Origin of the sequence: Micromonospora sp. WMMD712, from assembly GCF_029581295.1 — a bacterium.
Lineage (GTDB): Bacteria > Actinomycetota > Actinomycetes > Mycobacteriales > Micromonosporaceae > Micromonospora > Micromonospora carbonacea.
Genome location: NZ_CP120743.1, coordinates 4,916,773 through 4,929,500 on the forward strand (window position 1 = coordinate 4,916,773; position 12,728 = coordinate 4,929,500).

The 12,728-nt window shown below is 74.4% G+C and carries 9 protein-coding genes; all 9 read right to left on the reverse strand.

Annotation, left to right across the window (positions count from 1 at the left end):
* Positions 1-5: 5 nt before the first annotated feature.
* The 9 genes from O7633_RS21395 to O7633_RS21435 are packed head-to-tail and all read right to left on the reverse strand — an operon-like array spanning position 6 to position 12,699.
* Positions 6-1,226 carry a YcaO-like family protein gene (locus O7633_RS21395; RefSeq protein WP_282323670.1) on the reverse strand — a complete coding sequence of 407 codons (1,221 nt, stop codon included), beginning with the start codon at positions 1,224-1,226 and terminating at the stop codon, positions 6-8.
* Entirely contained in the window at positions 1,223-3,760 is a 2,538-nt protein-coding gene (locus O7633_RS21400; RefSeq protein ID WP_282323671.1) for a lantibiotic dehydratase, read from the reverse strand. The genes O7633_RS21395 and O7633_RS21400 overlap by 4 nt, the downstream gene beginning before the upstream one ends.
* Positions 3,751-4,950: a hypothetical protein gene (locus O7633_RS21405; protein ID WP_282323672.1), complete on the reverse strand. Its 1,200-nt coding sequence runs from the start codon at positions 4,948-4,950 to the stop codon at positions 3,751-3,753. The genes O7633_RS21400 and O7633_RS21405 overlap by 10 nt, the downstream gene beginning before the upstream one ends.
* Positions 4,947-6,245, reverse strand: a complete 1,299-nt coding sequence (locus tag O7633_RS21410) for a class I adenylate-forming enzyme family protein (protein ID WP_282323673.1) — start codon at positions 6,243-6,245, stop codon at positions 4,947-4,949. Before O7633_RS21410 ends, O7633_RS21405 begins: the two co-directional genes overlap by 4 nt.
* A complete protein-coding gene (locus O7633_RS21415; RefSeq protein WP_282323674.1) occupies positions 6,221-7,543 on the reverse strand; it encodes a hypothetical protein in 1,323 nt (440 codons plus the stop codon). The genes O7633_RS21410 and O7633_RS21415 overlap by 25 nt, the downstream gene beginning before the upstream one ends.
* Entirely contained in the window at positions 7,521-9,458 is a 1,938-nt protein-coding gene (locus tag O7633_RS21420; RefSeq protein WP_282323675.1) for a TOMM precursor leader peptide-binding protein, read from the reverse strand. The genes O7633_RS21415 and O7633_RS21420 overlap by 23 nt, the downstream gene beginning before the upstream one ends.
* Positions 9,455-11,029, reverse strand: a complete 1,575-nt coding sequence (locus O7633_RS21425; protein ID WP_282323676.1) for a hypothetical protein — start codon at positions 11,027-11,029, stop codon at positions 9,455-9,457. The genes O7633_RS21420 and O7633_RS21425 overlap by 4 nt, the downstream gene beginning before the upstream one ends.
* A 30-nt stretch (positions 11,030-11,059) precedes the next feature.
* Positions 11,060-11,491: an ester cyclase gene (locus tag O7633_RS21430; protein WP_282323677.1), complete on the reverse strand. Its 432-nt coding sequence runs from the start codon at positions 11,489-11,491 to the stop codon at positions 11,060-11,062.
* A 17-nt stretch (positions 11,492-11,508) separates the two neighbouring features.
* The gene (locus O7633_RS21435; RefSeq protein ID WP_278131133.1) at positions 11,509-12,699 is read right to left on the reverse strand and encodes an acyl-CoA dehydrogenase family protein; all 1,191 of its coding nucleotides are present in this window, start codon (positions 12,697-12,699) and stop codon (positions 11,509-11,511) included.
* Positions 12,700-12,728: the final 29 nt, after the last annotated feature.

Sequence of the window (12,728 nt, forward strand, 5' to 3'; positions counted from 1 at the left end):
CGTGATCAGGATTCCTCCGGTCGAACGGGCCTGGGGCATTCGTCGCCGGTGCCGAACCGCAGCCCGGGAGCGATGACCCGGACCACGGACAGCGGCTCGTCGGACGGGGACAACGGCACCTCCAGCACGGGCTGGCCGGTTCGCAGGCGGACCTGCCGCGAGCACCACCGGTACTCCTCGTCGACGGAGCCGAAACGCCGGACTCGCAACGCGGCCAGCGTCTGGTCCCACGAACGGAGCCGGTCGGGTGGGGTGACCGGCCGATGCGTGTCCCAGCGGTGCGAGCGGTAGAGGCTGCCCCGGACGTCGTCCCGGGTGCCGTTGATGACCGTCAACCGGCTCTGCGCGGCCTCGGTGACCGCGCGGGAGAGGGCCGTCGCCGGGTCGGTGTGGCAGCCGGACCCCGAATAGATCGACGGGTCCTCGGGGGACCACAGATAGGCGACGAAGCAGGGGAAGGCGGGGTCGCGGGTGTTGTCGACGAGCTCCAGCCACGCCCCGGCGGAGGTGATCTGCCCGATCAAGCGGTGGCAGTCCGGGTCCGTCACCGTCTCGGGGTCGATGTGCGTCCGGGTGGACACGGGCCGGTCGCCGAGGTCGTACGTGCAGTCCCGCTCGATGAGTTCGAACAGCCCGTGCAGGGCCGCCTCCGCCGGGCAGTTTCCGCTGGCCAGGCCGTTGCTGGAGACCCGCAACAGCGGCACGGACCACGCCGGTGCGGCCAGGGACGAGATGGCCACGCAGGCGAGCGGCACCACCGTCTCCCGCTCCTCGCCGACCACCCGGGCAGGCACCCAGTCCAGCGGGACGTCCGGCGTGAGCAGGCTCCGGGCGGCGCGTTGCAGGGACATGACGTCGTACGGCAGGCGCAGGGACGAGGCGGCCACGCCCACCGGCCCCGGCGTCGTCGCCGGCAGCTCCTCGGCGTGCCACAGCTCGATGGCCTCCATCGCGGCCGAGACCTTGGCGGCCAGGTCGGTGGCGCCCTTGCCCTGGCTGACGCTGAGCGTACGGGCCATCGGCCGGACGGCGACCCACACCGGGATGCCGATGACGTCGAGGCCGGTCACGTCGGCCACCCGGGTCAGGCCGCAGCGCGTGAAGAGCCGCTCGGCGAGCCGCCAGGTGTCCGCCGGATGCCGGGTGCGGTGCGTGCCGGCGAAGTACCTCTTCACGTTCCGGTCCGCGGTGACCGGTTCCACGTCGAGGGTGGACGATTCGTTCATACCCTGCTCCTCCGCCGTGGGGACTGGGACGTCTCGATCACGTACTCCGTCGGGTGTGTCCCGGGATCCGGCGCGGCCGGGTCGGGCAACGGCTCGGCGAAGGTCAGCACGGCGGCGATCCCCTCCGGCCAACACTTCGGCTGGGCGAGGTCCACGTACACGGGCTTGCGCACGGCGCCGCCCGACCGCGACCGGGCCTGGCCCACCCACTCGCTGGACGCGCGGCCCCGGACGACGTCCCACGGGTCGGGCAGCGTGACCGCCCGGACGAAGGACCGCCGGGGCACCCCGGTCTCGGCGCACCACCGGTGCCAGGCCACCATCCTGGCGGCGTCGTCGTCGGCCCCACCGGGGAGCGCCGCCTGCGGCACCTTCCACGTCCGGCGGGCCAGCACGAGCCGGCCGAGGACCAGCCGCGGATAGTGGCGGAGCCCGGGGGCGTCCGCGCCGAGGCTGCCGTCGACATGGTCCCAGAACGCCAGCGTGCTGCCCGTCGCCGGGCCAAGCCTGCGCAGCCACCGGAAGAACGGTGGCGCCAGCGCCGTCAGCGTGGCGTTCTGGGGGACCGGGAGCAGCGCCCGTCCCGGCAGCGCGGGGCTGTGCAACAGAAGCCTGCCGCGCTCCTCGTCGACCCGAACCGTGCAGTCGCCCGGGTCGATCCGGGCCTCCGGGTCGCACTCGAGGGCATGCCCGGGAAAGGCCAGGCTGTACGGCAGCAGCCGGGGCCGCTCGTTGGCGGTCGCGCCGAACCGTGCCGTGACGTCCACCGCCAGCGCGTCCGGCTCCGCGACGTCCGCCGTGCCGGCCCACTCCCGCAGCAGTCCGACCGGTGCGTCGACCAGGCCGGCGGCGATCCGGGCGGCGAACCGACCGTACCCGCAACCGAGGCCGTTGAGCACGATGCGGTCGCCGGCGAGCTGCACCGGCCACGCCGCGCAGGACCAGTCCGGCAGCTCGTCGGGCAGGGCGGCGGCGACGCGGTCGAGCTCCGCGCCGTCGAGTCGGACCTCGTCGGCCTGCGGTGCGCGGGCCACGAGCGTCCGCAGCCGGTCGGTCAGGTCGGCGCGGAGCCCCAGCGCGCGGCGCAGCAGCGGATGAGTCGACTCGGCGATCATCGTGTCCGCCGCGGCGCGGCCGGACTCGACGAACCACCGGTACGCGGTCAGGAGCGGAACGGATCCGGTGCCGAACCGCTCCCGGAAACACAGCATGCCGGCAAGCTGGAAGGGCAGCTCGGGGGCGAGCAGTGGTGCGATCAGCTGGACCCGTCCGAGGTCTGCCAGCACCTCCTTGTCGAGGGGTGGGGCGGGTTCGTCCACGACCCGTACGAGGTCCTCGGTGACCAGCAGGCGGTCCGCTCCCCCGGTGCCGACCCCGCAGGCCGCGGCGAGTCGGTCGAGGCCCACCCGGGCGGGGGCGGTCAGCGCACCCGGCGCGGGAGAGGGGTCCGCCTCGATGTCGCGCAGCAGGCGCAGTGCCGCGCGCAGCTCGCCGGTGCCGCCGTCGGTCGTGGCCGGCAGCGCCGACAGCACGCCGTCGAGGACCTGCCGTCCGTGCCCGGGCGGACGCAGTCCCACCTCGAGGAGCCCACTGCGGAGGAGCGCGGAGAGCTGCCGCGGGACGGTGCCGTCGGGGGAGAGGTCGCAGAGCCGGTGCGGGGAGCGCAGCCGGCGCAGCAGGTGGGCCAGCTGGTCGGGGCAGGCCGCGCTCCGCAGGTCGTCCGCCGGTCCGCCGGTCATCAGCCAGCTCACCCGGCCCGGGGCCGGCTCGTCGACGGTGACGGTGGGATTCGTCGTCACCCACACCTGGTCCGGTGCCACCGACCGCAGGCCCGGGCCACGAACCCAGTGCTGGACCCAGTCGAGTGCCCGCCGGTCGACCCGCACGTGCCGGTCGGGTGGCCGTCGGCCGGCCCCGGCGACGAGCAGCGCGGCCTCGGCGAGCCGGGCGAACGGCGACGGTTTGGTGGCGGCGCGCTGGAGCAGCCGGAACACGGTGAGCAGACGCCGCCGCTCACGGGCCGACCCCGGCCGGTGCCGACGCCCGCTGCGGCGGATCTCCGCCAGCAGACCGGGCACCGAGAGCTCGACCGAGGCGGCGAAGTCCGGTTCGGTGAGGCGGTCGTGGATGGTCGCCCGGGTGGTGCGGTCCAACTCCTCCAGGGCCGTCCGCAGCTCGGCCCGCCGCCGGTCGAGCTCCGAGCGCGCCCGTTCGTACGCGGCGACCGCTCCGACATCGAGCATGTCCCCGGCCAGGGTCGTCAGCACACGACCGTTGTAGGCGTCCCGCCTGGCGCGGAGCAGGCGACGCCGCTCGGCCGGTGCCGCCAGCGGCACGAAGGCACCGATGACGTCCGCCGCCGCCGCGCCCCGCGAGCAGCAGGCGTCCTCGGCCTCGGCGGTCCGCGCCGCCGCCGCCCAGACCCGTTCGTCGGTGAGGTCCCGCAGGAGCTGTGGGCCCATCCGGCAGCGGCGACGGACCATCACCGGCCCGACCCGTACGCCGGTCGGGGCGGGTGCCCGGCCTAACACCATGTCGCCTCCAGAGGTAGCCGCTCCAGACCCCGGTGCAGGAAGTGGGGCGTCCAGCGCGGAGCGCCGGCGACGCGCACCGTGGACCAGCGCCGGGCCAGGACGGTGAGCAGGGCGACCCCCTCCAGCCGGGCGACGTGCGCGCCCAGGCAGACGTGTCGTCCCTCCCCGAACGCGACGCCGGCGAGCGGCCCGGCGGGCTGGTCGGTGGTGACCAGTTCGTGGTTGGCGGCGCCCAGCATCACCCGCAACCGGTCGCCGCGCCTGATCAGTTGGCCGGCCACCTCGACGTCCCGCACCGCCACCCGCGCGGTGAAGGTCAGGGGGGACTCGGTGAGCAGCACCCGTTCCACCTCCGCCTCGGCGGTGAGCCGTCCGTCGCGCAGGCCGTCCAGCAACTCCGGTGCGGTGGCCAGGCGCAGCAGCAGCGCGCTGATCATGTTGCGGGAGGTGTCGTGCCCGGCGAGGTAGAGGCTGAAGACGTTGGCTACCGTCTCGGTCTCGGACAGGGCGAGCGAGGTTCCTGCGGCGGCCCGGATGGCGGCGAGCACCGAGTCCGGGGTGGGCTCGGTGAGCCATTGCCGGACCAGGACGGTCAGCTCGTCGAGCGCGGTGAGGGCGCTGCGGACGGCGCTTTCGGTGGCGGGGCCGTTGACCAGGCCACCACCCTGACTGATCGTCCGGCAGAGCTCGCTCGCGTGGTCCCGCTCCGGCCCCGGCACGCCGACCAGGTCACCGACGACGGCGACGGGCAGCCGGCCGCTGATCGCCGCCACGCCGTCGAGCCGGCCGTCCGGGCCGATGTCGGCGAGCAACCTGTCGATCGTCGCCTCGACCGTCTCCCGCCGGGACCGTACGGCCCGGGGCGAGAAGGCCGGGCCGAGGGTACGGCGCATCCGGTCGTGGTCGGCGCCCTCCGCCGACAACAGCAGGCTCCGGACGAAGTCGCCGTGCCGGGCGCCGGCGCCCCACTCGGAGGTGGGATCCGCCCCGGGCATCCGGAACCGTTCGTCACGCAGCACCATCCGGGCCGGCTCGTAGCCGACGACGAGCCAACATCCGCCGGAGTCGCTCCACACGAGACCGCCCTGCCGGCGCAGCTGTTCGTAGAGCACCGCCGGCCGGCGTAGCACATGGGCCGCCACCGCCGCCCGCTTGTCGGCCGGCGCCGGGTGCTCGGTCGCTGAGGTCACAGCAGGGCCTTCCCTCGGTCGTTGAAGGCGGCCTCGGTCGAGGCCCGGATCAGCACCCGCGCCGGCACCACGGGGCTGGGCAGGCCGGCGCAGGCCGAACGGACCAGTTCCTCGGTGACGTCGCCGACGGCGAGGACCGTGATGCGGTCGACCGGGCCGGAACGGTCCACGGAGACCCGGGCGTCGGTGACGCCCGGGAGGGCCTGCACCGCGGCGGCGACGCTCGCCGGGTACACGGTCACCCCGTCGACCTTGATCAGGTCGTCGACCCGGCCCTCCAGCAGGTAACCGGTGCCATCAGGAGCGGGCCGTACGAGGTCGCCGGCGCTCACCGCGCCATCGGGCCGGGCGCGCAACTCGCCACCGACGGCGGCGAACCGCGTGTCGGGTCCCCGGGTCCAGAGCATGCCGACCCCGTCGGGTCCGACATCCTCCAGCCAGACCTGCTTGCCCGGCAACGGCGCGCCGAGGTTTCCGGTCGCGTCCACCTCGCGGCGCACGGTGAGCAGACCGGTCTCCGTCGAGCCCAGCATCGTCAGGAATCGGCAGCCGGGCAGCCCTACCGAGATCCGTCGGGCCCGGTCCGGGGTGAGGCCACCCCCGGCCGGAACGAACGTGGTCCGGTCGTAGCGCGCCCCGGCCGGGGCGGCACCGGCGGTCAGCGTGGCGAGCGCCGGCGGGGCCAGGCAGATGCCGGGCCGGTCGGCGAGGTGCCGCCCGGCCAGCGCCCACTGATGCGGTCGGAACAGCAGCAGGTCCCGGCCCCGCAGCAGCGCCGGCAACATGACGACGTAGAACGCCGCCGCGAAGTCCAGGCCGGAACACGCGGCGAACACCTCCGCCTGCCCGTACTCGGGCATCCCCTCGACGTAGAGGCGGACCGCCTCGTGCAGCGCGTGCGGGCGGCCGAAGAGCAGCCGGGGCCTGCCGGTGCTCCCCGAGGTGGCCGTGGCGTACGTCGGCCCCCGGACCTCGTCCGGCGGTGCGGAGTGCGCCCCCGCCGCCCAGGCGACATCGTGGAGGGCCCGCCCGACGCCCCATCGGGCCGGGTCACCGAGCACCCAACGGGGCGAGGGCGTGGCCAGCCCGATCGCCAGGAGCCCGACCAGGGAGCGGACCGTGCAGTCGGCGGGCACCACCCAGCCGTGCGCCGTCCGGGGCAGCTCGGCGGCGAGGTCCCTCGCCCGTCCCACGATGTCCCGCCAGGGAACCCGGCCGCTCTCGTCGACCACCCCGTGATCGGACCGGGCGAGCAGCTCGGCGACGGGCCTCAGCCACGGTGCGTCGTCGCCCACGCCAGCCACCCCCTGATCGTCGTAGGAGCGGTGGCGTGGTCGGGAACGGTGTGGCCGTTCTGCTCCAGCGTCGCCGCCGCCATGACCCGCTCGACGGAGCTGAGCGGGCGGTCGAGGTCATGCTCCGCGAGGCTCTCCGTGAGCATCCGGGCCAGATCCGGCTCGGGCTCGGCGGCGGGGCAGCGCACCATCAGCCGCCGCGGCATGTTGAACCTGATGTGCCGGATGCGCTCGATCTCGTCGTCGACGAGCACCGCGCCGGGTGCCGTCCGGTGCAGGGCGTCGAACAGCTCGATGGCCTGGTAGCGGGCCAGCCGGGCACCCAGGCACCGGTAGGCGCCCCAGCCGAAGGAGAGCACCGCCCGCCCCGCTACCCGGTCGTCGGGCCGGTTCGCCTCGGCTACCCGGACACTGATGATCTGACCCGCCCGGACGTGCAGGTCGCCGAACGTGATCGGCGCGTGGGCGACCCGCTCCAGGGTCTTCAGCGGCGGTTCACTGCGCAGGGCCTCGTCGAGCATGGCCTCCCGGTGCGCCGGGTCGGACGCTGCGGGGGAGCCGAGGATGAATGTCGCCGCGTTGCCCAGCATGCCGGCCACGGTCTCCAGCGAGGCTTGGACCAGCATGACGATGTTGGCCTCGAAGTCCTCCTCCGCGAGCCCGCCCGTCCAGCCGGCGTTCCAGGCGCCCAGCACGCTCCCGGGTGGTGCCTGGGGTCGGGCCCGGCGGAGCGACCGGCGGATCTCGGCCAGCGCGGCGTGCCCCTCGGTGACCGCCGCCGCCGGGTCCGGCAGCCGCGCGGCGTAGGCGACCAGCGCGAGGCGCTGGCTCAACTTGTGCAGTCGGTGGAACTCCTCGGGCGACAGGCCCAGCAGGTGGGCACCGCATTCGATGGCGTACCGGAAGGCGACCGCCGTCATGAATTCGCCACCGCCCGCGGCGGCGAACCTCCCGACCACCCGGTCGGCCAGGGCGCGCAGGGCCGGCACCATCGCCTCGACGGCGTCGGCGGTGAAGAACCGCCCGAAGGCGCGGCGGAGCCCGGCGTGCCGCTCGGGCGACGCCTGGAGCATGATCCGTTCGGCGAACGCCCCGAGCTCCTCCGCCATCGGGCGTACGTCGTCGGCCAGGCCGTGAGTCAGCGACGCCATCACCGCCGTGGACTCCACCACCCCCAGCCGGTCGTCGCTGAGCAGACCGACTGCGGCCTCCCGGTCCGCGACCACCCAGCCGAGGCCGCCGGGCAGGGGACTGATCCCCGGCGGAGTGGCCGCCTCAGGGGAACGGATGTGGCTCATGCCGGACCTCCTCGCCTGCCGTGAGGGTGGGACCGGCCCCGTTACGGAGCCGGAAGCGTGCGATCGCCGCGTCCGTCGGCATCCGGCGGTGCAGATGCCCGAACGTCATCGGCGCGGCACCCGGGACGACCGCCTTGACGCACCGCAGGCCCGCCCGGTGCAGTTCGCTGGTCGTGTGGTCGACGACGAACACCTCCTGGCCGTCGGCCCGGGCCACGTCGAGCATCGCCGCCAGGTCCGCGGCGACGTCCCCGCGGGGTAGATGCGGCGCCCGTACCGGGGCGGGTCGGTTCGCGGGAGCGAGCAGGAAGTCGAACCGTCCGCGCGCCTCCGGAAGGCCGGCGACCAGCGCGTGGTCGGTCATGTGCCGGACCAGCGCTGGACGGGCCAGGGCCTCCTCGGAGGGCCGCTGCTGCCGGTACAGCACGGTGATCGCCGGTGCCGCCGCCGCCATCTCCTGGACGGCGCCACGCAGGGCGCGGGACACGGTCAGGGCGCAGCCGGCCGTGACCAGGGTGGCCGGCAGGGCGGGGTCGTCGGCCAGCGAGACGAGCAGCACCACCGGCACCCCGAACAGGCCGACGGCCTGGAAGGCACGTAGTTCCCGCCCGGTGTGGTGGCGCAGGCCGCGGAGCGCGGCGGCGTCGGCCTCCGCCACCTGGCCCAGGTCGATCTCGGGCAGCGGGCTACGCGAGTACCAGGCGGTCAGGAACGCGTCCCGCTCGGCGATCTCCAGGAGCGCCGCGAGGAGTGCCTCCTCCACCCCGCTGCCCAGCGCGCAGCCGTTGGAGTTCTCGTAGACGAACGCCGGCCCGGTCTCGGGTCGCTGGGTCGCCCCGTAGTAGGCGACATGGAAGGGCAGGTGGACGGCCCGACCGGTCAGGACGGAGTGGGCAGTCGCCCAGCCGGTCCGGGTGTGCGGGTCGAACCGCGCGTACTCGAACCCGGGCTGGTCGTAGGCGTCGTCCTCGTGCAACAGCAGCGTGCGGGGGTCGACGGCGGCGGTGAGGTCGGCGAAGGCGGCGAACCGGGCCGGGTTCCGTCCACCGCAGTGCCAGCCCGCGTAGCGTTCCAGGCCCTCCAGCACGGCACCGGCCCGCGCCGTGACGTAGTCGTCGGCCCGCCCGATGGCGATCTCCTCGAAACCCCACCTGGTGGGCACCTTGACCTGTGTGGACGGCAGGGCGGCGTCACCCGCGAGGCTCGGGGCCCGGGTGATGCCCGACCACGAGTCGACGTACTCGGACTCCAGCCGGTCGGCGAGCTCGGTGACCGGGAACCGCCGGGTCGAGGTCGGGCCGGTGGCGGGCAGCGCCGTGCCGAGGTCCGGCAGCGGCGGCGGGATCGGGGTCGCCGTCGCCACGCAGTGCGGTGCCCGGCACAGCGTGTGGGCGATGGCCGGATGCCAGTCACCGGCCAGGCCACCGTCGTCGAGCACGAAGGCCGCGTCGCGGCTGAGGGGTGGTTCGCCGGCGGCCAGCCGCTGCGCCTCCGCCCGCAACAGGGCGGCGACGACGTATCCGGTGGTGGCTGGCCAGTCCGGCTCGTCCCGGCGGCCGGACAACGGACGCCACGCGGTCTCCGCGTCGGTCGTCGCCCCCACCGGCTGGTTGGCCATCCGCACCCGCAGCGCGAGGCAGTGCGGGCAGTTCGGCCGGCCGGGCTCCACCAGCGGGCCCACCACCAGTCGTCCCCGGCAGCCGTACACGGGCAGCAGCGGCGCCTGTTGCCGGGGCAGCGTCCGCAGGTCGGCGTCCCAGGAAAGGTCGACCAGCACCGCGAGCCGGGGATCCGACCCGGGCTGCGCAACCGCGCCCGGGCCGACCAGCCGAACGAGATCATCGGCGAGCAGGGTGATGGCGGCCCGCAGGCCCGCAGCCCTGCCCGGCATGGGGTGTTCCGTCATCGTGCTCATGGCCGCCCACCGTCCCTTCCGACCTCGACGCCGACCAGGTGCGTGGAGACCAGGGCCGGCAGGGGAACCGGCCGCGTCCACAGGCCGAGCGCCGCCGTGTGCCGCTGGAGGTGCTCGCCGGTGTACGGCGGTGCGCCGGGCACGATCTCGCCGACCCACCCGGGATGCTGTCGACGGGCGAGCGCCGCCAGCAGCGCCCGCTGCTCGGCCTGCCCGGGGTCGAGAGCGGTCAGGGGCGTCCCGCCGGGAGCCCACGCTCGCCACATCCCGCTGGGGTGCGCCTGGTGCCGCACCGGCGGCAGGTGGCCGGCGAGGCTGCCCAGCCGGTTCCGCGCCGCCGACGGCTGGTCCACGACGCGGTCGGACCAGCCGTCGGTGAGCCGGGTGTCGGCCCAGCGGGTGAGGGCGCGGGCCGTCGCCCGGGTGGTGTCTGCCCCGACGCCGACCGCGGCCCCCGGCGCGGCGGGCAGGTGCCGCTCCACGGCCAGCGACAGCGACTCGGCCCGGGCCTCCGCCATCGTCTCCGCCACCACGAGGGGCCCGTCCCGGCGCACGGTCGGCTCCGCTCGCCCCAACGGGTTGGGCACCAGCCGGAGCGTGGTCAGCGGCAGCTGCGGCAGCCCTTCGGGAGAGCAGGAGGCGAGTGGCCCGAAGCAGCGGGCGGCGTAGACCAGGTCGGGGAACGGTGCGGCACGCGGCGTGAGCGGACCGGCCCGGTGGTGCCGGCCGGCCGCCGGGCAGGTGGGGTCGACGTCCACGGCCGACCGCCAGATCCGGAGCGTGTCCAGGTCGACCACAGCGGCCTCGGTCAGCGGTCGGGTGTCGCCGTCGACGAGGACCCGGGTCATCTCCTGGCCCAGCACCCCGGCGGCCAGTGGTGCGGCGGTGCCGATCCCGTCGCCGGCCGGTAGCGCGACCGACCGGTGGGCCAACCGTCGCCAGGCACACCGGGGGCACGCCGACGGATAGCCGGTCAGGTGGCCCTTGAGCAGCAGGGCGCGGCCCCGGGTCAGCCCCAGCCAGGTGCCGATGCCCTCAGCGGCCACCCGGTCGCCCAGGACCAGTGCCGGGTCCGCCTGCTCGGCGGGAAACAGCCCGACCAGATGGCGACCGGCGAGTTCGGCTGCCGTGGGGCGATCCGGTTCGGCAGGTACCACGACGTCGCGGAACCCGGCCTGTGCCAGCGCGCCGGCCAGGAGGACCGCGTACTCCTCGGGTCCGGCCACCACGATCCCCGCCGCCGCCCGATCGACGTGGTGCCCCTCGGCTCGGGGCCGCCTGGTTTCACCCGGGGTGCCGGCCCGCGCGCCGGGCGGCTCCCTGCGCAGGACCTGCCGCTGCTCCAACAGATCGACCAGGTCGCGGAGGTACCGGGCCTGCGCCGGGGCCAGCGAGTCGAACAGCTGCTCAGGTGCCACCCCACGGTCGAACAGTGGCCCGAGACGGGCCAGCCAGGCGGCGACGCCGCGTCCCCGTAGTACGAACGACCCCTCGGTGGTCCGGAGCCACACCCCGTCGCGCACCGGCAGGTAGTAGACGTCGCCGCGAAGGAGCAACTGCGTTTCGGTCACCTCGTGCCTCCCCTGGACCGGGACGGTCGGTCACGGTCGGTGCGTCGCATCGGCCTTCACGTCGGTCGGGTGGAGCTGCTGCTGGAGGGCGAAGCGGTCCATCAGGTCCCAGTGCTCGACGAACATGCCGTCGCGCACCACGAAGATGTCCAGCACGCTGACCGAGAACTCGCGGCCGCTCGGCGGAATGCCGAGCACCTCGCCCACCTGCCGGCCGCTGAACGTCATCCGGGCCGCGACGCGGTCGCCGTCGACGAGCAGGTCGTCGAGGTCGAGGCGGGTGTTCTCGACGTTGGCCAACCAGTCGGCCACCGCGTCGCGCATGCCCTGCCGACCACGGGCCCGCGCCGGGTTCGGGTGCTGGTAGTCCGGTGCTATGCACTGGTCGAGGCGGCTGAGGTCTCGTTCGTTGAACGCCGCCAGCACATGGCCGACGAGTTCGGTGACGGTGGCCCTGTCCATGTCTGCACGCTGCTTTCTCAGGAGGTCGTCAGAGGGTCGGAGGGGTCGGCCAGCGCCGGCCGGAGGGGCGGGTGCTCCTCGGCGACCTGGATGCCGAGGCAGGTCGCACTGATCAGCTCGTGCGCGTCGGCGTTGCTGTAGGGGTGCATCGTTCCGGCCCGGACATCACGCAGCGCCCGGTCGTAGACGGAACCGGCGCGCAACGCGGCCGAGCCGACGAGTTGGACCACCCGGTCGACGACCGCTACGGCGTGGTTCGTGGCGAGCACCTTGGCCAGGACCACCCGCGACATCCCCTGTTGGATCGTCATCCGGGTCCACAGGTCGTTGCCCATCACCTCCTCGGCGGTCTGCCGCAGGACCGCCCGGGCCGACTCGACGAGCAGCGTGCACTCGGTGATCGTGGTCCGGACGAAGGGCCGTGCCTCCCACCCGCGTCTGCGGACGTCGGCGAGGCAGTGCTCGAAGGCACCCACGGCCACACCGAGGTAGACGGCGCCGAAGGTCGGCATCGACCAACCCCACAGGTTCTGCAGCAGGCTGCCGTCCAGGCTGCCGACGGGGAAGGCCAGGAGGACCGCCTCGTCGGGCACGAAGACATCCCGCAGGGCGATGTTCTCGCTGCGGGTGGCCCGCATGCCGGAGGTGTTCCAGGTGCCGGCGAGGATCTCCACGCCCGCCGCGTCGATGGGTATCCGGAACACCAGCAGCCGTGGCCCCCCGGGATGCTCCTCGTGCACGGCCATCGAGGTCATGTGGGTCATGACGGCAGATCCGGTGCCGAAGGTCTTGAGGCCGGAGACCACGAAGCCACCGTCGACCCGCGACGCCCGGCTGCCCGTGCTGCGGACCAGCGGATGTCCCGGTTCCGCCGTGGCCCCGCCGAGGACGACGTCGCCGACGGCGATGTCGCGCAGCATCCGTTCGGCGGCATCGTTCGGCGTGGTACGCCAGTTGCGCGCGAGCTGTCCGGCCATGGAGAGGTGCATGTTCACCGTGAGGGCGGTGGAGGCGCAGCCGGCCGCCAGCCGTTCCTGGGTGACGACCAGGTCCCGCAGATCCCCGCCCAGACCGCCCAACTCCACGGGCACGGTCAGGCCGAGATATCCGGACTTCCGCAAGGCGTCGAAGCTCTCGTAGGGGAATTCCGCGGACTCGTCGTACTTGGCCGCGCGGCGCGCGCACGACTCGGAGAGGCCCCGAACCATCCCTAGGAATCTTTCGGCGCGAGGCGCGG

Bases quoted from the DNA above. Each gene is read 5' to 3' on its own strand.
- O7633_RS21395 (WP_282323670.1), bottom strand. From the start codon at position 1,226: ATGAACGAATCGTCCACCCTCGACGTGGAACCGGTCACCGCGGACCGG.
- O7633_RS21420 (WP_282323675.1), bottom strand. From the start codon at position 9,458: ATGAGCACGATGACGGAACACCCCATGCCGGGCAGGGCTGCGGGCCTG.
- O7633_RS21430 (WP_282323677.1), bottom strand. From the start codon at position 11,491: ATGGACAGGGCCACCGTCACCGAACTCGTCGGCCATGTGCTGGCGGCG.
- O7633_RS21435 (WP_278131133.1), bottom strand. From the start codon at position 12,699: ATGGTTCGGGGCCTCTCCGAGTCGTGCGCGCGCCGCGCGGCCAAGTAC.
- O7633_RS21400 (WP_282323671.1), bottom strand. From the start codon at position 3,760: ATGGTGTTAGGCCGGGCACCCGCCCCGACCGGCGTACGGGTCGGGCCG.
- O7633_RS21415 (WP_282323674.1), bottom strand. From the start codon at position 7,543: ATGAGCCACATCCGTTCCCCTGAGGCGGCCACTCCGCCGGGGATCAGT.